Below are 23402 nucleotides of genomic sequence, written 5' to 3' on the forward strand. Positions count from 1 at the left end.
CGCCGTCTTTTTCCAGCACCTTCCAGCACAGGCCAAACACCAGCCAGAAGACGGCCATTTTCTTGCTAAATGCCCATAGCAGATCGCTGACGTTCAGTTGCATAGTCAGCAGAATCAAGCCCACGGCAAGGATAATCAGGCATGCGGGCAAGGCGCGAATCAGATCGATCAGTATCGCTTTAGGTGTGTTGAGCTGGCTGTCATTGCGCAAGTTACCCACCGCGGCGGCGAGTTTCGCCTGGTACGCTTTCAGCCACTTCAGGCGCCAGCGGATAAGCCCGGCTACCAGCAGCAGCGGCAAACCGGCCAGGAATGCGATAAACACCGCCGGCCAGGCTTTTTCCCAGTTCACGGTGATTTTCATCGACTTAAACTGGTCTTTGAGCGTTTGCGGGAAGGATTTCACCCAATCCCAGTCCATTGGGCGGTTGCTGTTAACCCAGAAAATTTGCTGAGTGAGGATGCTCTTGAGGTTCTTCGACACGCTCATTAACTGCTGCTGGTTGATCTGCAGGTTAATCGCCATCATCAGCTGATTTCCCAACTGCTTATTCAGCTGGTCCAGCAGTTCACGGCGCATATCCACAACCTGCAGCAGCGCATCATGAACTTCGCCGTTCACTTCATTGCTGTGCCCTTCTTCCAGTTTGGCAACGAAGGCATCATTCTGGAACAGCGCATCACGCTGCTGGTTAACTTCAAATTGCTCCAGACGCAGATCGGCAATGCGGTTAGTCATATCAGCAAGCTCGTCTGCCGACGGCAGCGTTTGCTGCTGCTGATACAGAATGCGCGACAGCAGCAGACTGCCCTTCAGCACAGCGATTTGTTCTTTAATATTGCGTTCCGATTGCAGCGCACGATCAAGCCAGTTTTTGACTTTAATGTTTTGCTGCATCAGTGAGTTGCCGTTTTCCGTGGCGGAAATCAGGCGCTGGCTAAGCTGATGGTTAATATCCAGTTCCTGTTTTACCAACGGATTGGTCTGGATACGATCCGCTTCATCTGGCGTCACTGCTTCCTGCGCGGTTTTTTCGGTTAACGTCAGACGTTTGCTGTTCACCGCTTCCTGCAGCAACTGGAGCTGATGTTCGAGCCTGTTGGTGTTGGACGTCACGTAATCCCGTTGTTTTTGCAGGGTATCCTGCAAAACCGTGTTGCCCTCCAGGCTTTTACGCTGCTGGTCGATTTGCGCATTCAGCAACGCCTGCTGCGCCTGAAGCAGCACCTGCTGGCTGGGGCGTAATGCCGCCTCGCCAACGCTGGTTCCATCCAGGCGATTGCGGATTTGCTGCATTTGCTGCGAGGCGGTGTACATCGCGTTTTGCACGCGCTCAGGCTGCGTCTGCAACGAGACCAGTTGGCTGTTATAAGCGGCCAGATCGTTTTGCGCGCTTTGCAGGTCATCCAGCACCTGGGCGACGCGCGACTCGAGTTGTCGCAGAGAGAGCGCGCTCAGTGTTTTTCGCGTTTCATCGTCATTATCGACATCGCTGAGCGAATTTAACGCCGCCGTCGCCTCGCGCATTTTTTCCGGCGCCTGGGCCACTTTCTGGCGTAGTTGAACGGTCTCGTCCTTCACGCGCTCAATTTTATCGAGCGTGGCGAGGGTATCGATGAGATCCTGCTGAACCAATTTATCCTGCGCAGAAAGGTCTTTTTGTTTATTCAGCGTGTCTAGCTGGCTCTGAATATCCGCTTTCGTCGGCAGTTCGCCATTCTGTTGCGCTCGCGCAAATGCTGATGACTGGCAAGACAGCAATAGAATGAAGAAAATAATGGTAATAGCAATGAGATGCTGTGAACGTTTATAAAGCTGCAACATAGTCATGAGGATGAATGTTTCTAACCAGAAAAGTGACCGAAAATAGTCAAGCAGCTAGAATATCACGGCTGTGATGGACAAAATAGCGGGGGTGAAAATGTCCAGGAAAATTCCTGGAGTGAAACCCTCTGGTCAGCAGGTCTCAGGCACGCGAAGCGTAGGGCACAGCAGACACATTTCCAGCAGCACAGCGACATATTCACGCGCGTCTTTTTTCAGATCAAAAGACTCTGGTGCAAATAACCAGTTTTCTAAAATGCCGGAAAGATAGCTGCGCAGTAACACCGCCACACGACGCGTGTTCAGATTCTCCGGCAACATTTTTGCGTTCATACAGTTGCGAAGGGTTTGCTCGATGCGATCATAGTTTTCAAGACACAGGCTACGTTGTGCCAACTGAACAGAGGCTATTTCCCCGACAAACTCGCATTTGTGGAATATAATCTCCATCAGCAAACGCCGGCGTTCTTCTGTCACGGTAGCTTCAAGAACGTAAACTAAAATTTCTCTTAATACTGATAGTGGATCGTCAGGGAATTTTGCCTGATACTCAGACTCTAGTTCATCAATATTGGGTTTTGCCAGCTCCCAGATTTCACTGAATAAATCCGACTTGTTTTTGAAATGCCAATAGATTGCACCACGCGTGACGCCAGCGGCTTTTGCGATCTCTGCAAGCGAGGTGGAAGAGACCCCTTGTTGCGAGAACAAACGCAGAGCAACATCGAGAATGTGTTGACGCGTTTCCTGCGCTTGTTGTTTGGTTTTTCGTGCCATATGTTAGTGAGTTTACAGGCGTTAGATTTACATACATTTGTGAATGTATGTACCATAGCACGACGATAATATAAACGCAGCAATGGGTTTATAGGCTTTAAGCCATTGATCAATTTGAAATCGGACACTCGAGGTTTACATATGAACAAAAACAGAGGGTTAACGCCTCTGGCAGTCGTTCTGATGCTCTCAGGCAGCTTAGCGCTAACAGGATGTGACGACAAACAGGCCCAACAAGGGGGCCAGCAGATGCCAGAGGTTGGAGTTGTGACGCTCAAAGCTGAACCTCTACAGATAACAACTGAACTCCCGGGTCGCACCAGTGCTTTCCGCATTGCAGAAGTTCGCCCTCAGGTTAGCGGCATCATCCTGAAGCGTAATTTCACAGAAGGCGGTGACATTGAAGCGGGTGTGTCTCTCTATCAGATTGATCCTGCTACTTACCAGGCCGCATATGAAAGTGCAAAAGGCGATCTGGCTAAAGCGCAGGCGGCAGCTAATATCGCTCAGTTGACGGTGAATCGTTATCAGAAACTGTTGGGTACCAAGTACATCAGTCAACAGGAATACGATACCGCCAAGGCCGATGCGCAACAGGCAAATGCGGCCGTTATTGCCGCGAAAGCCGCAGTAGAAACGGCGCGTATTAACCTGGCGTATACCAAAGTCACGTCGCCAATTAGCGGCCGTATTGGTAAGTCTGCCGTTACGGAAGGTGCCCTGGTGCAAAACGGTCAGGCGACCGCGCTGGCAACCGTACAGCAGTTGGATCCGATCTATGTCGACGTCACACAATCAAGCAACGATTTCCTGCGACTGAAACAAGAGCTGGCGAACGGCAAGCTGAAGCAAGAGAACGGTAAAGCGAAAGTGGAACTGGTGACCAGCGACGGCATTAAATTCCCGCAATCCGGTACGCTGGAGTTTTCTGACGTGACGGTTGATCAGACCACCGGTTCTATCACGCTGCGCGCCATCTTCCCTAACCCGGATCACACCTTACTGCCGGGTATGTTCGTCCGTGCTCGTCTGGAAGAAGGGATCAACCCAACGGCAATACTGGTTCCGCAGCAAGGCGTGACCCGTACACCGCGCGGTGAAGCCAGCGCGTTAGTTATCGGTGCAGATGACAAAGTGGAAACCCGCCAGATTGTGGCAGCACAAGCAATTGGCGATAAATGGTTGGTCACAGAAGGACTTAAGCCAGGCGACCGCGTGATTGTCACGGGGCTGCAAAAAGTACGTCCAGGCGCGCAGGTAAAAGCGCAGGAAGTCACCGCGGATAACAACCAGCAAGCCGCAAGCGGTAGCCAGCCTGAACAGTCCAAGTCTTAACTTAAACAGGAGCCGTTAAGACATGCCTAATTTCTTTATCGATCGCCCCATATTTGCGTGGGTGATCGCCATTATCATCATGTTGGCAGGGGGGCTCGCGATCCTCAAATTGCCGGTAGCGCAATATCCAACTATTGCACCGCCTGCAGTGACGATCTCCGCGACCTACCCTGGCGCTGATGCGAAAACAGTACAGGATACTGTTACGCAGGTTATCGAACAGAATATGAACGGTATCGATAACCTGATGTACATGTCCTCCAACAGTGACTCCACGGGTACCGTGCAGATCACCCTTACCTTCCAGTCAGGTACGGATGCGGATATCGCACAGGTGCAGGTACAGAACAAACTGCAGCTGGCGATGCCGTTACTGCCTCAGGAAGTTCAACAACAAGGGGTTAGCGTAGAGAAGTCTTCAAGTAGCTTCCTGATGGTTGTCGGTGTTATCAACACCAACGGCACCATGACCCAGGAAGATATTTCAGACTACGTGGGCGCTAACATGAAGGACGCCATCAGCCGTACTTCAGGTGTGGGTGACGTTCAGCTGTTCGGTTCCCAGTACGCAATGCGTATCTGGATGGATCCGAACAAACTGAACAACTTCCAGCTGACGCCGGTTGATGTGATCAACGCCATTAAAGCGCAGAACGCCCAGGTTGCAGCCGGTCAGTTAGGTGGTACGCCACCGGTGAAAGGCCAGCAGCTTAACGCGTCAATCATCGCGCAAACCCGTCTGACCTCTGCCGATGAATTCAGCAAAATTCTGCTGAAAGTGAATCAGGACGGTTCTCAGGTTCGTCTGCGTGACGTGGCGAAAGTGGAGTTGGGTGGCGAAAACTACGACATCATTGCGAAGTTTAACGGCAAACCGGCTTCCGGTCTGGGTATCAAACTGGCGACAGGTGCTAACGCCCTGGATACCGCTAGCGCCATCCGCGCTGAACTGGCGAAGATGGAGCCGTTCTTCCCATCAGGCCTGAAAATTGTTTACCCGTATGACACCACGCCGTTCGTGAAAATCTCAATTCACGAAGTGGTGAAAACGCTGGTGGAAGCAATCATCCTCGTGTTCCTGGTTATGTATCTGTTCCTGCAGAACTTCCGCGCGACGTTGATTCCGACCATTGCCGTACCGGTGGTCTTGCTGGGTACCTTTGCAGTGCTGGCCATTTTCGGCTTCTCGATAAACACCCTGACGATGTTCGGGATGGTGCTCGCCATCGGCCTGTTGGTGGATGACGCCATCGTGGTGGTCGAGAACGTTGAGCGCGTTATGGCGGAGGAAGGACTGCCGCCGAAAGAAGCGACGCGTAAATCAATGGGCCAGATTCAGGGCGCACTGGTGGGCATCGCGATGGTGCTGTCAGCGGTATTTATCCCGATGGCATTCTTTGGCGGATCTACCGGGGCAATCTACCGTCAGTTCTCCATCACCATTGTTTCTGCAATGGCGTTGTCAGTACTGGTGGCGTTGATTCTGACGCCGGCTCTTTGTGCCACCATGCTCAAACCGATCGCTAAGGGCGATCACGGAGAAGGCAAAAAAGGCTTCTTCGGCTGGTTTAACCGCATGTTCGATAAGAGCACCAACCACTATACCGACAGCGTTGGCGGCATTCTGCGCAGTACAGGTCGTTATCTGGCGCTGTATCTGATCATTGTCGTCGGCATGGCTTATCTGTTCGTTCGCCTGCCAAGCTCCTTCTTGCCGGATGAAGACCAGGGGGTATTCCTGTCCATGGCTCAGCTACCTGCAGGTGCTACGCAAGAGCGTACCCAGAAGGTGCTGGACGAAATGACGGATTACTATCTGACCAAAGAAAAAAATAACGTTGAATCGGTATTTGCCGTTAACGGCTTCGGTTTTGCGGGACGCGGTCAGAACACCGGTATTGCCTTCGTGTCGTTAAAAGACTGGAGCGAACGTCCGGGTGATGAGAACAAGGTCGAGGCAATCACCGCTCGCGCGATGGGGGCGTTCTCGAAGATTAAAGATGCGATGGTCTTCGCCTTTAACCTGCCCGCGATTGTCGAACTGGGTACCGCAACTGGTTTTGACTTCCAGTTGATTGACCAGGGTGGTTTGGGCCATGACAAACTAACACAGGCGCGTAACCAGCTGTTTGGTGAAGTGGCTAAGCATCCGGATCTGTTGGTCGGTGTTCGTCCTAATGGCCTGGAAGATACGCCGCAGTTCAAGATCGATATCGATCAGGAAAAAGCGCAGGCGCTGGGCGTTTCCATTAGTGATATTAATACAACGCTGGGTGCAGCATGGGGCGGAAGCTACGTGAACGACTTCATCGACCGCGGTCGTGTGAAGAAAGTTTACGTCATGTCTGAAGCGGAATACCGTATGTTGCCGGAAGATATTGGAAACTGGTACGTTCGCGGTAGCGATGGACAAATGGTACCGTTCTCCGCCTTCTCTACCTCACGTTGGGAATATGGTTCACCGCGACTGGAACGCTATAACGGTCTGCCTTCCATGGAAATCTTAGGCCAGGCTGCACCGGGTAAAAGTACCGGTGAAGCCATGGCAATGATGGAGCAACTGGCAAGCAAACTGCCGTCCGGTATCGGCTATGACTGGACCGGGATGTCCTATCAGGAACGACTGTCTGGCAACCAGGCTCCGGCCCTGTATGCCATTTCACTGATCGTCGTCTTCCTGTGTCTGGCAGCACTGTACGAGAGCTGGTCAATTCCGTTCTCCGTTATGCTGGTGGTTCCGCTGGGGGTTATCGGTGCGTTGCTGGCCGCGACGTTCCGCGGATTAACTAACGACGTTTACTTCCAGGTAGGCCTGCTCACAACCATTGGGTTGTCGGCGAAGAACGCGATATTGATCGTCGAATTCGCCAAAGACTTGATGGATAAAGAGGGTAAAGGGTTGATCGAGGCGACGCTGGATGCAGTTCGTATGCGTTTACGTCCGATCCTGATGACCTCGCTGGCCTTTATTCTTGGCGTTATGCCGTTGGTTATCAGCTCCGGCGCAGGGAGTGGCGCGCAGAACGCCGTTGGTACTGGCGTAATGGGCGGGATGGTTACAGCAACCGTACTGGCTATCTTCTTCGTTCCAGTGTTCTTTGTGGTGGTTCGCCGCCGCTTTAGCCGCAAGAATGAAGATGTTGAACACAGCCACCCGGTTGATCACCATTGATTCATCGCTAATGAAAAGGCCGCGCAAGCGGCCTTTTTTCTGGAAAAATCATAAAAATCACTTATTGTGATTACGTTTATTTTCTGCCGAGTGAATAAGCGATATAATCCCTGTAGGATTAAAGGCTATTCTTAAGAATTCTTGAGGTTTCTTATTTTACCTGAATAATTATTAAGATTAATCCTAGCAGCTAATCTGCATTGTTAGAGGTTGCCTTTGATTGCTAAAGCTAACTCCGTTAACCTGATGATTGCCCGAACAATAAAGAAGTTGTTCCATTTCGAATACCTTCATTTTTAAGGTAAAATGTAAAAAGGGTGCCACATCATAATTTTACGCAATTGTAATTTTTCATGATATGACGATGAAATCTTTTTTAGAGTAGATTATAGTTAAATCATCAGGCGTCACGGGCAAGTTTCAGGTAGTTTGTTGTATCCACCCCGAAGGTGTTCGGTTAGTTTAAACCACTAAGAAGGGGATGCGCTATGGACGAGTACTCACCCAAACGGCATGATATCGCGCAGCTTAAATTTCTCTGCGAAACCTTGTATCATGACTGTCTTGCAAACCTTGAACAAAGCAACCATGGCTGGGTTAATGACCCGACTTCAGCAACCAGCCTGCAGCTCAACGAACTGATAGAGCATATTGCAACCTTCGCACTTAATTATAAAATTAAGTACAATGAGGACAATAAGCTGATTGCGCAGATTGATGAATACCTGGATGACACTTTTATGTTGTTCAGCAATTATGGTATTAATACGCAGGATTTGCAGAAATGGCGAAAGTCCGGAAATCGACTGTTTCGCTGTTTTGTCAATGCCACCAGGGCTAATCCTGTTAGTTTGTCTTGTTAAAAAATATTACAATCATAGGTAAGAGTTATGTCTGATAAACCATTAACTAAAACAGATTATTTGATGCGTCTTCGACGCTGCCAGACAATTGACACGCTCGAGCGCGTTATTGAGAAAAATAAATATGAATTGTCCGACAATGAACTGGCTGTATTTTACTCAGCAGCAGATCATCGCCTTGCTGAATTGACGATGAATAAGCTGTACGACAAGATTCCAACTTCCGTTTGGAAATTTATTCGCTAATTGTTCACGAGGTTAAGTCAGGTATCGCGTTAGATTTGTTTGTCTGGCTGACCACCTCCTCATATTTACAATAGTTATTTAATTCAAATCAGGTGACTTCGATCACAATAAAGTAATGGGAACGCTCCCCTGTGCGCATTGCATTTTATTGTTTTGCCATAACGAACGTTCGGCAAACAGAAGATGCAGACTGTCCTGCATAACCTGTTGGGTCAAAAACACCGTTGTAGGCGGCAATCCTGCGCGCCTCATCAAAACGCTATACGTTCAAATGTAACTGTTATGCTAAATTGTGGTTAATCTGTTACTTTTTTCAGGCACTATCCCCTCTTAAAATGGGTCGATCCCACCTGAATATTGAAGACATCACGAAGGCAAGAGATGACAGAAATACAGCGCCTGCTCACCGAAACAATTGACGACTTAAATGTGCGCGAAAAGCGCGATAACAGACCGCGCTTTAGCATCAGCTTCATTCGCAAGTATCCGGGACTGTTTATTGGCATGTATGTCGCCTGGTTCGCCACGCTGGCGGTTATGCTGCAATCAGAAACGCTGGTCGATTCAGTGTGGCTGCTGGTGGTATTGTTTGTCATCCTCAATGGTTTTTTCTTTTTTGACGTCGCGCCGCGTTACCGTTTCGAAGACATCGACGTGCTGGACTTCAGAGTCTGCTATAACGGCGAATGGTATAACACCCGTTTTGTTCCGCCAGCCCTTATCGAGACCATTCTGCATTCACCGCGGGTGGATGGCGAACGTAAAGCCCAATTGCAAAAAATGATGGCGCGGAAAGGCGAACTCTCTTTCTACGACGTCTTCACGCTAACTCGCGCAGAAGCTGCCGGTCAGTAGCTTGCCTACCAGCCAATAAAAAAGTGCGTACCCGCTGGCACGCACTGGTTTCCCTGAAATGTTGGCAAAATGTCTAACGTCTTTTCTTCCTGCCCTGCACCGCTTTAAATCGCGGATTCGTTTTGCAGATAACATACAAACGCCCTTTGCGTTTGACTATCTGACAGTCAGGGTGGCGCTGTTTGGCACTTCGAAGTGAATTAAGAACCTGCATATTAACCTCGCTTAGTGCCAATAAAATGGCCAAATCGTTTCTGGAAGCGCGCCGCACTGCCTTCGTTGTCGAACGTCTTCTGCTTCCCGGTGTAGTACGGGTGTGATTTAGACGAAATATCAAGGGTCACGTAGGGATACGTTTGCCCCTCAAATTCAATCTCACGTTCCGTTTTGATGGTCGAACCGACCTTAAAGTACTCATTGGCACTGGTGTCGTGGAATACCACAGTACGATAAAAAGGATGGATATCCGGTTTCATTGCAACCCCTAATTGTTACATTATAACATAACAATAAAGTACACTACTCTCGTCCCTGGCTCAACCTTATTTACACAGTGGGTAATTAATCTGGAAATACCCCTCTTAAATCTATTAGGTCATTCGAATAGATTTTTCACTTTCGGATATACTTTCCCTACGCTGTGTAAATAAGGATATCACTGTGACAACACGACATTTGATCGGCCTGGTGACCGGAATACTGATTCTGTCCATCCTTGCGCCAGTGGGTTTGAGTCTGTGGCTGGCGTATCGTCAGGTTGAAACTAAATTTATGGACGAGCTTGATTCTTACACCAGCCGGGTTGCTTTGCGCACAGAAAGGGTCGGCGAGCAGGCGAAAAAAGCATTACGCCAGATTGAGACCTTCAAGGGAGAACCTTGCGGAACGGAACATTTACTGGAAATGCGTCGTTTGTCATACAGCTATCGTTACATTCAGGAAGTGGTGTACCTCAAGGACAACGTCCCGCAATGCTCTTCCCTCGAGAATAAAAGCCGTGCTGTCGCCTTCCCTGCGGCGATGAAAGTCACCGAGGATGGCTACCGTGCCTGGTTAACCACGGATAACGACTTAGGTATCCAGCGTTTTATGGCTGCATTAGGCAGCGAAAACTATGTGGTGATGGTCGATCCCGCCACGTTCATTGACGTTGTTCCGTTTGGTTCGTGGCCGATTGATGTCGCCATTATTGGCGCCGATAAAAGCAGGATTGTCACCAGTAGCGGAACGCTACCAGAAGATATTTTGCAAAATTTTCAACAAGATAATGCCACTACGCATTTGCAAAAAGAGGGCGTTATTTACAACGCCCGCCCCTTCCCTGCATTAGGTATTACCGTCGTCAGCTGGGCATCTACGCTGCCGCTGAAAAAAATATGGCACCGACAGGCGCTTATCTGGCTCCCGGCGGGAATTCTTATCGGTCTGCTGACCGCCGCCTTTGTTCTGCGTATTTTACGTCGTTTGCAGTCTCCCCATCATCAGTTGCAGGAGGCTATCCAGCGCCGTGAAATTAAGGTGTACTATCAGCCGATCATTTCTCTTCGTACCGGGAAAGTGGTAGGTGCCGAAGCGCTGGCCCGTTGGCCGCAGCCCGATGGCAGTTTTCTCTCACCAGAGATTTTCGTCGCGCTGGCACAGCAGACCGGCCTGACAACCCCTCTCACTCGCCTGATTATCGAAAGCGTGTTTGACGATCTGGGCAAATGGCTTCATCACCATCCGGAGCAGCATATCTCCATCAATCTTGAAGCCGATAATCTGACATCAGAAACGCTGCCAGGTCTGCTCAGCCGGAAGGTGAATCACTATCAGATAAACCCGTCGCAAATTGCACTCGAACTCACAGAACGCGCCTTTGCCGATCCGAAAACCAGCGCTCCGTTCATCGCCAAGTACCGCCAGGCCGGCCATTCGATTTACATTGATGATTTTGGCACCGGTTATTCCAGTCTCAGTTACTTGCAGGATCTGGATGTCGATATTTTGAAGATCGATAAATCGTTCGTGGATGCGTTGGGATACAACAACGTGACGCCGCATATTATCGAGATCGCAAAAACGCTGAAGCTGGAAATGGTGGCAGAAGGTATCGAGACGAAAAATCAGGAAGAGTGGCTACGACAGCATGGCGTGCAGTACGGCCAGGGCTGGCTATACAGTAAGGCATTGCCAAAGGCAGAGTTTATCCTGTGGGCGGAGACACGACTGTAGCCGACATGCGAAAAGATTGAGATGGCTGGCGGCACGCCGCACAGCCAGTCACGTCAGTCATCCATAATGGGCGAGAATCCACCGTAGATCATGCGCTTGCCATCAAAGGGCATCGATTCGCCAAATTCCTTCATTCGGGGATCGGACATCATCTTCTGATTCGCCGCGTCACGGACTTCTTTTGAAGGATACTCAATCCAGCTGAATACCACTTCTTCATGATCCTGCGCTTTTACCGCCATGCGAAAATCGGTCAATTTGCCGTCAGGGACATCGTCTGCCCAGCATTCCACCACGCGCAATGCACCGAACTCCTTGAAAAGCGGAGCCGCTTTTGCCGCCATCGCGATATACGCCTCCTTGTTTTCAGCGGGTACGGCAACCACAAAACCATCAACATACTTCATGAGAAAAGCCTCCGAAGTTTACTGCGCGGCAAGCCAATTCTGGCCGCGTCAGTCGAGATTAAGTTTAGTCGTCAGCCCGCGATCATGCCGTAGGTTCATTCCGAACCCGAATGCGTGACTGCGGCTGATGCCGAAACCACGGCAGGCAAAGCTGAATGAGCGGACCAATCGCCAGTGCATACAGCACCGTACCAACGCCCAGGGTTCCCCCAAGTAGCCAACCGATAAACAACACCGACACTTCGATGGCCGTTCGAATTCGCCTCACCGGCCAACCAGTACGCGCGTGAATGCCGGTCATCAGACCATCTCGTGGGCCAGCACCGAACCCCGCACCGATATACAGACTGGTCGCTAAGGCGTTCAGTATCACCGCAGATACCAACAGACCGCTGCGGGCAAACAGGGATTCAAATCCCGGGATCACCATCAGCGCCACATCAGCCGCCAGCCCAATCATAATGACATTACTCAATGTGCCAAACCCCGGACGCTGGCGTAGTGGAATCCATGCCAACAGGACCAATACGCCCACGACAATAATCACCAAGCCGATGTTCATCGACAACAGATTTGCCACCCCCAGATGAAAAACGTTCCAGGGATCAGCGCCTAAATCCGCACGCACAAACATCGCCGTCGACACGCCGTAAAGCGTCAGCCCGATAAACAATTGCAGTAAACGACGCAGCATGCTTTTCTCCTCTCCCTGCGCAGACAGTCTTCATCTTCAACGCAATTGGCACTATGATTAATGACCAGTTTCCAAAAAGTGGACTGCAATGTCATCTCGCCGTTATGGAAGTCAGTCTCTCCAGCGCCTGCTCGGGCACTGGCAGGAGAGTCCCTCACGTACCCCAATCTGGCGACAGCTGGCCGAAGCCTTGCGCCTGCTGATACTGGATGGCCGGCTGGCGCTGGATAGCCGGCTTCCCGGCGAGCGCGAACTTGCTACGGTGCTGGAAGTCAGCCGAACAACTATCGCCAGCGCAATGGCACAGCTGCGGGAAGAAGGATATCTGGAAAGCCGCCAGGGTAGCGGCTCACGGGTGATCCTGCCGAAACATATTCGCCATGTACCGACTCGCTTCGTCACCGGTACCGCACTCGATCTGTCCACCGCCGCGCTCAGCGCGGGTCCCGAAATTCATCAGGCTTACCAGCAGGCGCTGTTTGCCATACCGCAGCATCTGTTAAGTTCCGGGTATCTGCCCCAGGGGCTACCGTCTTTGCGCGAATCCATTGCCCGGCATTACTGCGAACGCGGATTACCCACGCAGCCGGATGAGGTTATGGTGGTCAATGGTGCAGTCAGCGGGCTGGCACTGATCCTACGGTTGCTTACCGGTCCAGGCGATCGCGTAGTGGTTGATCATCCTACTTACCCGCTCGCTATTGCGGCGATTCAGGGGGCCTCCTGCCGACCCGTGGGGGTGTCGCTGCCTGAACAGGGATGGGATACTGCGGGTCTTGTCGCCACCATCGCACAAACCGCCCCACGCATGGCCTACCTGATGCCGGATTTTCACAATCCTACCGGACGTTGCATGGACGCCGCCACACGCCAGGTGGTGGCCGATATCGCCGCCAAAACGCACACCACGCTGGTGGTGGACGAAACCATGGTCAATCTGTGGTATGACGCCCCGCCACCACCGCCGCTTGCCGCCTTCAATCGCGATGCACCCATCATTATGTTGGGGTCTGCCGGTAAAAGTTTCTGGGGAGGATTACGTCTTGGCTGGGTGCGGGCGTCATCACGGACTATTGCCGCACTGGTGCAAACCCGCGACACGTTCGATTTAGGCTCACCGGTGCTGGAACAGCTCGCTACCGGCTGGCTGCTGGATAACGCCGCGCAGTTTCTCCCGGACAGAAGACAACTGCTCACCGCCAGACGCAACCAGTGCCATACTCTGATGCGATCGCATTTCCCGGAATGGCAATTTACCCAACCGCAGGGCGGGTTATCTTTCTGGGTAGAATTGCCCGATACGCTGGCGACGCTGTTTGCCACTCGCGCCGACAGCGCCGGTATTCAGTTAGGTACCGGAACGCGCTTTGGGTTAGCGGGTGCATTCGATCGTTTCTTACGCATGCCCTTCGCGCTGCCGGATGACACGATGCGCGCCGCCTTCAACACATTGCAGCCGATCTGGGACACTCTGCGTTCACAGGCAAGTCATGGGAAAATACGTAAAATAATCTAAGTGACGAGGAAAGGTGAAAGAGATTGCCGAACGGCAGAATTGGGTGGGGGCCCTGCCAGCTACATCCCGGCACACACGTCATCTGCCTTGGCTGCTTCCTTCCGGACCTGACCTGGTAAACAGAGTAGTGTTGCGGGAGAACCAACAGAGCCCCCATTGAGAGCGTTGTTAACCAACGCGCAGGCGCATTATCACTGCTGCACCGTGTAATTGCAACCCATCCAGCACCAGATGCTGTTTTCTTGTGCAATGCGGCTTCACTCCCCCGCCATTCCAGATTATGCTGGGGAATTAGCGCAGGAATAAATGATGGATATACAAGACTCTTTCCCCCAACGCGTCTGGCAAATTGTCGCCTCAATCCCCGAAGGATTCGTCACTACCTATGGTGATGTCGCCAGACTTGCCGGATCTCCGCGTGCAGCACGTCAGGTCGGCGGCGTCCTCAAACGGCTTCCCGAAGGCAGCACCCTGCCGTGGTATCGAGTCGTTAATCGCCATGGTGCTATATCGCTGACCGGGCCGGATTTACAGCGCCAGCGTCAGGCATTGCTGGCTGAAGGGGTGGCGGTTTCGGGAAGTGGGCACATCGATTTACAACGTTATCGCTGGGTGTATTAACCCTCCCCTGGCGGAGAGGGTCATGCCAGTCTTAGTACTGCGTAGGTGCAGGGACGGCTGAAGACGGATTCACCTGCGTGGGAGACGTTGACGGCACCGTAGTTGCCGCACCACCGCTGGCCTGAACCGGAACTTCCGTATGCTGAACAGGAACCAGCGTCAGATCGGCCTTGGTACCGCCCTGGTTGATAACCGGCTGCACGGTATCGGTAATAAACACCAGTTTGTCGTTCACCATAATGGCTGCACTCAACAAAATACGGGCGTTCGGCTGAATATCTGCCGGGTTAAACGGCAGCACAAAGCTAAATGGCGCCTGCTTCCCTTCAGTACGCACCGCTTTTTGCGACAGGACTTTTGACGGGGCATCCGCCAGCGAAGCGTCCGACAGTGTGACGGTCAGTACGGCATCCGGTGGCAGCGCAACTTTCTGGCGGATCCACACCGTACCAGAAACATTCGGCTGTTGAATTTTTGACTGTGTGTCAGCAATTGACGTAGTAGGGCTTGGCGCAGGTGTCTGAATATCTGCACTTTTATCAGCACAGGCCGCCAGCGCGACCGCAACGGCTAAACCACTTACCATGTGCACGAGTTTCATTAAATTCTCCTTATCGTCAATGCACCAGCGAGAACTTTCCTCGCCAGAAGAGTGGTTAACAAAAACATAACGTGACTAAGTGTGGCACAAAGTAGCTATTTTTGCCTGCAATCGACCGGTAATTCAGACAATTGCACCCATCGGACCACTTTCAAAATTGCGTTATACTCTGCCTACTTCGCTGCGACATCGACATGACCTGGAGAGCACCTATGAGTCTGGCACTAAAAAGTTTGCTGACATTGTTGAATTTGGAAAAAATTGAAGAAGGACTCTTTCGCGGCCAAAGTGAAGACTTAGGATTACGCCAGGTTTTTGGCGGGCAGGTCGTCGGACAGGCGCTGTATGCCGCTAAAGAAACCGTGCCGGAAGAGCGGCTGGCGCACTCCTTTCACAGCTACTTTTTACGTCCCGGCGATAGCCAAAAACCGATAATTTACGATGTCGAAGTGCTGCGCGATGGTAACAGTTTCAGCGCTCGCCGCATTGCCGCCATCCAGAACGGGAAGCCCATTTTCTACATGACCGCCTCTTTTCAGGCGCCGGAAGATGGCTTTGAACATCAAAAAACCATGCCGCACGCACCTGGGCCCGACGCGCTGAAATCCGAAACCGAAATTGCCCGTTCAGTAGCGCATCTGCTGCCGCCGCTGTTGAAAGAGAAATTTATCAATGACCGCCCACTGGAAGTGCGTCCGGTGGAGTTTCATAACCCGCTCAAAGGCCATGTCGCCGAACCGGCACGCCAGGTGTGGATCCGCGCCAACGGTACGGTGCAGGACGACCTACGCGTGCATCAGTATCTGCTGGGTTACGCCTCCGACCTGAACTTCCTGCCTGTGGCGCTACAACCGTACGGAATTGGTTTTTTGGAGAAAGGGATTCAGATAGCCACTATCGACCATTCGATGTGGTTCCATCGTCCTTTCAATATCAATGAGTGGTTGCTGTATAACGTCGAGAGCACCTCTGCCTCCGGTGCCCGGGGCTTTGTGCGCGGGGAATTTTATACACAGGACGGCGTACTGGTTGCCTCTACCGTACAGGAAGGGGTGATGCGCAATCGCAACTGATGTCTTATCCGGCCTACAGACTACATCTGTCGTAGGCCGGATAAGCGTTTAGCGCCATCCGGCAGAGTGAAATATCAAGCGTTGTAGGCGTTTTCACCGTGGCTGTTCACATCCAGCCCTTCGCGCTCCTGCTCTTCCGGTACGCGCAGCCCTACCGTCATGTCCGCCAGCTTATAGCCGATGAAGGCCACCACGCCGGACCAGACAATGGTAATCGCCACGCTTTCGAGCTGCACCAGCACCTGATGCCCCATGGTCACGCCCTCAGCAAAGCCTACGCCACCCAGCGAACTGGCGGCGAACACCCCGGTCAGAAGACAGCCGACAATGCCGCAAACGCCGTGCACACCGAACACATCGCACGGGTCATCAACGCGCAGAAAACGCTTCAGCATCGTCACGCCCCACAGCCCCGCCAGACCGGCAATTGCCCCGATGATCAACGCACCGCCGACGCCAATGTAACCACAAGCAGGGGTCACGCCAACCAGGCCCGCAATGGCACCAGAACACGCCCCCAGCAGCGACGGTTTACCGCGCAGCGCCCACTCACCGAAGATCCAGCCGAGAATGGCAGCAGCGGTCGCCACCACAGTATTCACAAAGGCCAGCGCAGCGATTTCATTTGCCGTCCCAGCAGAACCTGCGTTAAAACCAAACCAGCCGATGTAGAGAATTGCGGTCCCGGTAAAGACCATCGGCAGGTTATGCGGTTTGAAAGCCTCTTTGCCAAAACCCACACGCTTGCCAATCAGATAAGCACCCACCAGCCCGGCGATCGCGGCGTTGATATGCACCACCGTCCCGCCCGCAAAATCCAGCGCGCCATGGGAGGCCAACAGACCACCACCCCAGACCATATGCGCAATCGGAATGTAGGACAGCGTCAGCCATACCACCACAAAAATCAGTACCGCAGAGAAGCGAATGCGTTCAGCCAGCGCCCCAACGATAAGTCCAACGGTGATGCAAGCAAATGAGCCCTGGAACGCAACGTGAATGTACTGGTAGAAACTCCCCGTTACCGCCGTCAGGGCAATGTTTTTCAGCATCACCCAGTTGAAGTTGCCGAAGAAACTATTCCCCTCGCCAAAGGCCAGCGAGTAGCCATACACCACCCATAAAATGCAGACCAGTGCGAACGTCACCGTCACCTGCGTCAGCATCGACAGAACGTTCTTGCCACGAATCAAACCGCCGTAAAACAGCGCGATGCCCGGAATGGTCATAAACAACACCAGCGCGGTACATATCATCATAAAGGCGTTATCAGCTTTGTCCGCGACGGCTGGCGCTGCCATCGCCAGTCCCGGCAGCAGTGCCAGTGAAGCGATACCCGTTTTCATCGTTGCTATCTTCATTTTTTGGTTTCCTATCACTGTGTGCCAGAAGTTACAGTGCGGCTTCGTCGGCTTCGCCGGTACGAATACGAATCACACGTTGCAGCTCGGCGACAAAAATTTTGCCGTCGCCAATTTTTCCGGTATAGGCCGACTTGCTGATGACGTCGATCACCTCATCAAGCTGATCGTCGGCAATCGCCACATCAATCTTCACCTTCGGTAAAAAATTGACGCTGTATTCGGCTCCCCGATACAACTCGGCATGGCCTTTCTGTCGACCAAAGCCCTTCACTTCGGTGACGGTCAGCCCCTGAATACCAATAGAAGACAGTGCTTCACGGACGTCTTCCAGTTTGAACGGTTTGATTACCACGGTAACCAGCTTCATAGATCCCCTCCAGTCAGAATTCAGTAGTGGCTGCAGATACACAGGATGAATATTGCAAGGGGTGTGCCAGGAATGAAAAACGCGGGATGATTCAGGCTCGCAGGGCGCGGCTGGGGTAGAAAAAGAAAAAACGCACTATAACGGTGCATAGTGCGTTACATTTTTGCACCAGATTGTTGATGCTTCTTGAACCAATTTAGTCGTAGGCCTGAAACGCACTGCGCCATCAGGCAATAATGGAATCCTCATGCGCACTGGCCGCCAGCTCTTCACCGGCCAGTTGCAGCTGATACATTTGCCAGTAGCGGCCTTGCGCCGCCAGTAATTGCTGATGTGTGCCGCGCTCGACGGCCTGCCCCCGGTGCAGCACCAGAATGGTGTCTGCTTCCACGATCGTGGAGAGTCGATGGGCAATCACCACCAGCGTAGTGTGTTCGCGCACAGCAGCCAGCGCCTGCTGAATGGCCTGCTCCGTGCCGGAGTCAATACTGGCGGTGGCTTCATCCAGAATCAGTACCTGCGGCGTTTCAACCAGAACCCGCGCCAATGCCAGCAGCTGTTTCTGCCCCACGGACAAATTATTGCCCTGTTCGCCCAATCGGGTGTGAATACCGTCACTCAGACCGCGTGCCAGCTCAGCCAGCTGTACGGTCTCCAGCGCCTGCCACACTCGATCTTCAGAAATATCGCGGCCCAGCGTGACGTTTGCCAGGAAGGTGTCCGCCATCACCACCGGGTCCTGCTGCACCATCGCGACGCCCTGACGTAAGACGCCGTGACTCAACGAGGAGAGGGGGCGCCCGTCCAGACGGATCTCCCCTTGCGTCAGCGGATAGTAGCCCATCATCAGGCTGGCAAGCGTACTCTTGCCACTACCGGTATGCCCAACCAACGCCACAAAACTGCGTGAAGGCACGGACAGGCTAATATTTTTCAGCACCAGATTGTCATCACGATAAGCAAATGACACGTTATCAACCTCAATGTTGCCACTCTTCAGCGGCTGATCATCATCGCCATAATGCTGACGCGGTCTGTCCATCAGTTCGAAGACGCGCTCACCGGCGACAACCGCTTGCTGCAGCATAGATTGTTGGGTCGTCAGCTCAATCAGCGGCTCGTTCAGACGCCCGAGATAGCTGATAAACGCATACAGCACGCCAACCTCGATGGACGTGCCAGAGGTCACGCTGAACAACATCAGTAAACCACAGAGGATCAGGGCGGAAAACAGGCTCAGCAACGGACGCAGTAAAAAACCGTCCAGCCGCAAGGTCTGCATGCGTGCCATATAGTGCGAACGGCTGGCCTCGCCCATGCGCTCCCCAAAGCGCGCCTGCTGACGAAACTGTTGGATCACGCTCATACCGTTAATGACTTCATTGAAGCCATCGTTGATATCGGCCAGATAGGCACGAACGCGGCGCACAATCGGCGTGCTGTAGCGCTGATAAATCACCATCACCACCATCACCGCCGGGAATATAGCCATCGCCACCAGCGCCATACGCCATTCGAGGCTAAACATCGCCACCAGCATGGCACCAATCAGAGCCGCACTGCGCAGTACCGTCGCCACGACCGTCACGTACAGGTCGCGGATCACTTCGGTATCGTTGGTTACACGAGAGATAAGCTGTCCGACGGGCTGGATGTCAAATTCACTCAACGGTTGGCGCAGCGCTGCATCCATTACATCCGTGCGTAGCTGTTGCACCACACCGACGGCAGCCTGGTTAAACAACAGTGACTGCGCATAGTGCAGTCCCGCCGCCAGCAGTTGCAGACCGACATAAGCCGCAACCAGACCAGCCACCATCGCCAACGGCAAATTGTTTTTCGCCACCATGTTATCAATAAAGTAGCTTATCAGCAGCGGACCGCTGACTTCTGCCGCCGCCGCCACCCACAGCATCACCACCGCAATGCCCAGTGGTTTTCGCCACGGTGAACCATAGCGCAGCAGCCGTTTCAGCGTCGGCCATAATTGCCCAAAGCTACGCATTCGCCACCTCCTCATTTAACGCAGGGGCATCAGACAGCGCGGCTTCCAGCTGCTGATAGCGATACATATCGCGGTACCAACCGGGTTGCTGGACCAGCGTGTCATGGTCGCCACGCTGGGCAATATGTCCGTGCTGCATCACGATAATCTCGCTGGCTTCCGTCAGCGCCGACAGTCGGTGGGCGCTGATAATAACCGTTCTTCCCTCGCCCCACTGGCGCAGGTTATGCAGGATCTGATGTTCGGTACGGCCGTCTACCGCCGACAGCGCATCGTCAAGAATCAGAATTTCCGCATTAAGCAGCAGCGCGCGCGCAATAGAAATTCGCTGTTTTTGCCCGCCCGAGAGCATCACGCCCCGCTCGCCCACTTCGGTGTCATATCCCTGCGGCAAACGTAAAATATCCTCATGCACGCTGGCGAGGCGCGCCACATGTTCGATTTCGGCCTGCGTCGCCTGCGGGCGTCCAAGTGCAATGTTGTTGCCGACGGTGTCCGAAAACAGGAACGGCGTCTGGCTAACAACCGCCAGCCGACTGCGCCAGCTATCAAGCTGTAAGCGCGTCAGCGGAATGTCATGAAAGCGCACGTCGCCCTGGGTAATATCAAAGTGGCGCTGGATCAGCGACAGAATGGTACTTTTTCCCGCACCGGTCGGCCCACAAATACCCAGCATCTGCCCAGGCTTAAGCTGGAAATTAACGTTTTCCAACGTCGGGCGCGCCATCAGCGGGTAGCTGAATTCACGAATCGCAACCGCCAGTTCCCCGCGCCCTTCCGGCACGGGTTCCGTGCCATCATTAACCACGGGAGCTTCCGCCAACATGGCGCGAATACGGCTGTAGGCGGCGCTACCGCGCTCGACGATATTAAACATCCACGCCAACGCCAGCATCGGCCAAATCATCAGACCGAGATACATCATAAAGCTGGTCAGCTGACCGAGCGTCAGCGAACCGTGAACCACCATCCAGCTTCCACCGCCAATCGCCAGCAGGTTCGCCATACCAATAGCGATATAAATGGTGGGATCGAAGCGGGCGTCGATGCGCGCGACGCGCATATTTTTCTTACCGGTATCCTGCGCATCTGCGGCAAATAAGGCCGACTGCCGGTCCTCCAGACCAAAGGCTTTAATCATGCGAATGCTGGTCAGGCTCTCCTGAGTACGATCGTTGAGACTGGAGAATGCCGCCTGCGCCTGCTTAAAGCGATTATGAAGCCGATCGCCGTAACGCTTAATCATCAGCGCCATCACCGGCATCGGTAGCAAGGCAAATAGCGTCAACTCCCAGCTTATTTGCGTAGACATGACGATAAGCACCGCACAGCCCATCACCAGCGAGTCGACCAACGTCAGCACACCTTCTCCGGCGGCGAACACCACCCGGTCAACATCGTTGGTGGCGCGCGCCATCAGATCGCCCGTGCGATGGCGCAGATAAAATTCAGGATGTTGACGGCTCAACTGACGGTAATAATCTTCGCGCAGCTCAACTGCCAGCTGGTAGGATGCCCCAAACAGCAGCACGCGCCAGACGTAGCGCAGCAAATAGACCACCACCGCAATCAGCGCAATTGTGCCAACCCACATTAGCAGGCGTTCGGTCGTGAAGCGTTGAGCCGTCACGCCATCAACAATAATTCCGACCACTTTAGGCGGAATAAGTTGAAGGATAGCGATGATGATAAGCAGGGCCACTGCCCCGAGGTAGCGACGCCACTCCCGGCGAAAGTACCAGCTTAATTGAGCAAATAATCGCACGCGTTATGTCCTGACATGATTTCCGACAATGAGCGCCGGGAGAATTATTCAATAGGTAGAGCAGTTGTGTATTTAATCTGTTCCATCGCAAAGCTTGAGGTAACGTCCGACAACCCCGGTACGCTGTTCACCAGCCGTTTGTAGAAGTCATCATAGCGTTTCATGTCGGCGACCTGCACTCGCATCAGGTAGTCATACTCCCCGGCCATGCGCCAGAATCCCAGTACCTCTGGCATCCCGGTCACTTCAGTCACAAAGCGACAGTACCATTCACTGCTGTGATGCTGCGTTTTGATCAGCACAAAGGCCGTTAACCCAAGTCCCAGCTTTTCGGGATCCAGCAGCGCGACTTTGCCAAGCAGAACGCCGTCATCCTCAAGTCGCTTGAGTCGTTTCCAGCAGGGGGTGGTTGTCAGATTAACGGCATCTGCGAGTGCCTGCAAAGAAAGGGTGCAATCCTGTTGCAGCAAGCTGAGCAGCTTGCGGTCAATTTTGTCTAACATATCCACTCCACAGAGAAGAATTTTCTCCCTACATTCTATTTTAAAGGCTAAATGGCAACAATTTTTTCCGTGCTTTTCGTTACTCTAGGCACAAAATGACAAATGGATATTAATGATGAATAGCTCCTGGGTTAAAAACGCCATCAATGAAATCAATGCGGATTATCAACGCTCCGCAGATACTCATCTTATCCGCCTGTCACTTCCGGCGTTCCCGGGGATTCAGCTGTACCTGAAAGATGAAAGTACACATCCGACCGGTAGCCTGAAACATCGACTGGCGCGTTCACTGTTCCTGTACGGACTGTGCAATGGTTGGATCAAAGAAGGCACCACCATTATTGAGTCGTCTTCCGGCTCCACGGCGGTTTCTGAAGCCTATTTCGCCCGCCTGCTGGGGCTACCGTTTATCGCCGTCATGCCGTCCTGCACGGCAAAACGCAAAGTTGAGCAGATTGAGTTTTACGGCGGTCGCTGCCATTTCGTGGAAAGCGCCTGCGAAATTTATGCCGCGTCTGAACAGCTGGCCCGTGAACTCAACGGCCATTATATGGATCAGTTCACCTACGCTGAGCGCGCTACCGACTGGCGCGGCAATAACAATATTGCCGACAGTATCTTCCGCCAGATGTCATGCGAGCCACATCCCGTTCCCCGCCACATTGTGATGAGCGCCGGAACCGGCGGCACGTCAGCAACCATTGGGCGCTACATTCGCTGCCAGGGTTACGACACCAGGCTGATGGTGGTCGATCCGGAAAACTCTGTTTTTCTGCCATACTGGCAGACGCGTGACGCCACATTACGCAGCCCGGTGGGCAGTAAAATCGAAGGTATCGGTCGCCCGCGCGTCGAGCCCTCTTTCATTCCGGACGTGGTTGATGAAATGCTGCGCGTGCCGGATGCCGCCAGCGTCGCTACCGCGCACTGGCTGGAAACGCAGTTGGGCCGCAAAGTCGGAGCTTCAACCGGGACCAATATGTGGGGTACGCTGCAACTTGCCGCCCGCATGCGTGAGGCTGGAGAAACAGGTTCACTGGTAACGTTACTGTGCGACAGCGGCGAACGTTATCTTGAGACCTACTACAACCCAGAGTGGGTTAATGCGCATATTGGCGATTTGACACCATGGAAAGCGGAAATCGCCCAACTGCTGAATACCCAGTAAACCGGCAAAAAAAAGCCAGACCTAATGGTCT

20 protein-coding genes, 1 other RNA gene and 2 pseudogenes are annotated in these 23402 nt (G+C 52.8%); 10 read left to right on the forward strand and 13 right to left on the reverse strand.

What is annotated here, in order from left to right; genetic code table 11:
* Both FDX01_RS24040 and acrR read right to left on the reverse strand, forming a co-directional pair.
* A pseudogene (locus FDX01_RS24040) lies at positions 1 to 1831 on the reverse strand (mechanosensitive channel MscK); the annotation flags it as partial.
* A 126-nt stretch (positions 1832 to 1957) separates the two neighbouring features.
* Positions 1958 to 2602 carry a multidrug efflux transporter transcriptional repressor AcrR gene (acrR, locus tag FDX01_RS20930; RefSeq protein ID WP_096758037.1) on the reverse strand — a complete coding sequence of 215 codons (645 nt, stop codon included), beginning with the start codon at positions 2600 to 2602 and terminating at the stop codon, positions 1958 to 1960.
* Positions 2603 to 2743: 141 nt separating this feature from the next.
* Here acrR and acrA point away from each other — a divergent pair, with 141 nt between their 5' ends.
* From acrA to FDX01_RS20955, 5 genes are all read left to right on the forward strand, one after another.
* Positions 2744 to 3937, forward strand: a complete 1194-nt coding sequence (acrA, locus tag FDX01_RS20935) for a multidrug efflux RND transporter periplasmic adaptor subunit AcrA (RefSeq protein WP_096758038.1) — start codon at positions 2744 to 2746, stop codon at positions 3935 to 3937.
* Between the two features lie 22 nt (positions 3938 to 3959).
* On the forward strand, positions 3960 to 7109 hold the full coding sequence (gene acrB, locus FDX01_RS20940) for an efflux RND transporter permease AcrB (protein ID WP_096758039.1): 3150 nt from the start codon (positions 3960 to 3962) through the stop codon (positions 7107 to 7109).
* A 488-nt stretch (positions 7110 to 7597) separates the two neighbouring features.
* Positions 7598 to 7972 (forward strand): Hha toxicity modulator TomB, encoded by a 375-nt coding sequence (tomB, locus tag FDX01_RS20945; RefSeq protein WP_115259201.1) that lies wholly within the window; start codon positions 7598 to 7600, stop codon positions 7970 to 7972.
* 27 nt (positions 7973 to 7999) lie between these two features.
* Positions 8000 to 8218: an HHA domain-containing protein gene (locus tag FDX01_RS20950; protein WP_002892050.1), complete on the forward strand. Its 219-nt coding sequence runs from the start codon at positions 8000 to 8002 to the stop codon at positions 8216 to 8218.
* Between the two features lie 381 nt (positions 8219 to 8599).
* Positions 8600 to 9073 (forward strand): YlaC family protein, encoded by a 474-nt coding sequence (locus tag FDX01_RS20955; protein ID WP_096758041.1) that lies wholly within the window; start codon positions 8600 to 8602, stop codon positions 9071 to 9073.
* Between the two features lie 73 nt (positions 9074 to 9146).
* Here the strand turns inward: FDX01_RS20955 and ykgO are convergent, their stop codons facing one another.
* Together ykgO and FDX01_RS20965 are read right to left on the reverse strand one after the other, a co-directional pair.
* Positions 9147 to 9287, reverse strand: coding sequence for a type B 50S ribosomal protein L36 (ykgO, locus tag FDX01_RS20960; protein WP_005125190.1), 141 nt, complete (start codon positions 9285 to 9287; stop codon positions 9147 to 9149).
* A gap of 1 nt (position 9288) precedes the next feature.
* Complete coding sequence (locus tag FDX01_RS20965) at positions 9289 to 9549, reverse strand: type B 50S ribosomal protein L31 (protein ID WP_115259215.1); 261 nt, start codon at positions 9547 to 9549, stop codon at positions 9289 to 9291.
* 184 nt (positions 9550 to 9733) lie between these two features.
* On the opposite strand from FDX01_RS20965, the gene FDX01_RS20970 reads away from it, so the two are divergent.
* On the forward strand, positions 9734 to 11287 hold the full coding sequence (locus FDX01_RS20970; RefSeq protein ID WP_115259216.1) for an EAL domain-containing protein: 1554 nt from the start codon (positions 9734 to 9736) through the stop codon (positions 11285 to 11287).
* 53 nt (positions 11288 to 11340) lie between these two features.
* Here the strand turns inward: FDX01_RS20970 and FDX01_RS20975 are convergent, their stop codons facing one another.
* Positions 11341 to 11694, reverse strand: a complete 354-nt coding sequence (locus FDX01_RS20975; protein ID WP_115259217.1) for a DUF1428 family protein — start codon at positions 11692 to 11694, stop codon at positions 11341 to 11343.
* Between the two features lie 82 nt (positions 11695 to 11776).
* Positions 11777 to 12388: a hypothetical protein gene (locus tag FDX01_RS20980; protein WP_137400403.1), complete on the reverse strand. Its 612-nt coding sequence runs from the start codon at positions 12386 to 12388 to the stop codon at positions 11777 to 11779.
* Between the two features lie 88 nt (positions 12389 to 12476).
* On the opposite strand from FDX01_RS20980, the gene FDX01_RS20985 reads away from it, so the two are divergent.
* A complete protein-coding gene (locus tag FDX01_RS20985) occupies positions 12477 to 13904 on the forward strand; it encodes a PLP-dependent aminotransferase family protein (RefSeq protein WP_137400404.1) in 1428 nt (475 codons plus the stop codon).
* 50 nt (positions 13905 to 13954) lie between these two features.
* On the opposite strand, the gene ffs is transcribed toward FDX01_RS20985, so the two are convergent.
* Positions 13955 to 14051, reverse strand: an RNA gene (gene ffs, locus FDX01_RS20990) — signal recognition particle sRNA small type.
* A gap of 84 nt (positions 14052 to 14135) precedes the next feature.
* Between ffs and FDX01_RS20995 the strand changes: the two are divergent.
* Positions 14136 to 14525, forward strand: a pseudogene (locus tag FDX01_RS20995) (MGMT family protein).
* 31 nt (positions 14526 to 14556) lie between these two features.
* Here FDX01_RS20995 and FDX01_RS21000 read toward each other — a convergent pair.
* Positions 14557 to 15126 carry a YbaY family lipoprotein gene (locus FDX01_RS21000; RefSeq protein ID WP_096758048.1) on the reverse strand — a complete coding sequence of 190 codons (570 nt, stop codon included), beginning with the start codon at positions 15124 to 15126 and terminating at the stop codon, positions 14557 to 14559.
* 212 nt (positions 15127 to 15338) lie between these two features.
* Between FDX01_RS21000 and tesB the strand changes: the two genes are divergently transcribed.
* The gene (gene tesB / locus FDX01_RS21005; RefSeq protein ID WP_137400405.1) at positions 15339 to 16199 is read left to right on the forward strand and encodes an acyl-CoA thioesterase II; all 861 of its coding nucleotides are present in this window, start codon (positions 15339 to 15341) and stop codon (positions 16197 to 16199) included.
* A 74-nt stretch (positions 16200 to 16273) separates the two neighbouring features.
* Here the strand turns inward: tesB and amtB are convergent, their stop codons facing one another.
* The 5 genes from amtB to decR all read right to left on the reverse strand — a co-directional run bounded on the left by amtB (position 16274) and on the right by decR (position 22203).
* A complete protein-coding gene (amtB, locus tag FDX01_RS21010; RefSeq protein ID WP_096758050.1) occupies positions 16274 to 17560 on the reverse strand; it encodes an ammonium transporter AmtB in 1287 nt (428 codons plus the stop codon).
* A gap of 31 nt (positions 17561 to 17591) precedes the next feature.
* Positions 17592 to 17930: a P-II family nitrogen regulator gene (gene glnK / locus FDX01_RS21015; RefSeq protein ID WP_096758051.1), complete on the reverse strand. Its 339-nt coding sequence runs from the start codon at positions 17928 to 17930 to the stop codon at positions 17592 to 17594.
* A gap of 226 nt (positions 17931 to 18156) precedes the next feature.
* Positions 18157 to 19935: a SmdB family multidrug efflux ABC transporter permease/ATP-binding protein gene (locus FDX01_RS21020; RefSeq protein WP_096758052.1), complete on the reverse strand. Its 1779-nt coding sequence runs from the start codon at positions 19933 to 19935 to the stop codon at positions 18157 to 18159.
* Positions 19928 to 21700 carry a SmdA family multidrug ABC transporter permease/ATP-binding protein gene (locus tag FDX01_RS21025; protein WP_115259225.1) on the reverse strand — a complete coding sequence of 591 codons (1773 nt, stop codon included), beginning with the start codon at positions 21698 to 21700 and terminating at the stop codon, positions 19928 to 19930. Before FDX01_RS21025 ends, FDX01_RS21020 begins: the two co-directional genes overlap by 8 nt.
* Positions 21701 to 21744: 44 nt before the next feature.
* On the reverse strand, positions 21745 to 22203 hold the full coding sequence (gene decR / locus FDX01_RS21030) for a DNA-binding transcriptional regulator DecR (RefSeq protein WP_164496612.1): 459 nt from the start codon (positions 22201 to 22203) through the stop codon (positions 21745 to 21747).
* 112 nt (positions 22204 to 22315) lie between these two features.
* Between decR and FDX01_RS21035 the strand changes: the two genes are divergently transcribed.
* On the forward strand, positions 22316 to 23371 hold the full coding sequence (locus FDX01_RS21035; protein ID WP_249361030.1) for a PLP-dependent cysteine synthase family protein: 1056 nt from the start codon (positions 22316 to 22318) through the stop codon (positions 23369 to 23371).
* Positions 23372 to 23402 lie beyond the last annotated feature (31 nt).

This window comes from Citrobacter sp. wls613 (genome assembly GCF_005281195.1).
In the GTDB taxonomy this organism is placed as follows: Bacteria; Pseudomonadota; Gammaproteobacteria; order Enterobacterales; family Enterobacteriaceae; genus Citrobacter; species Citrobacter gillenii.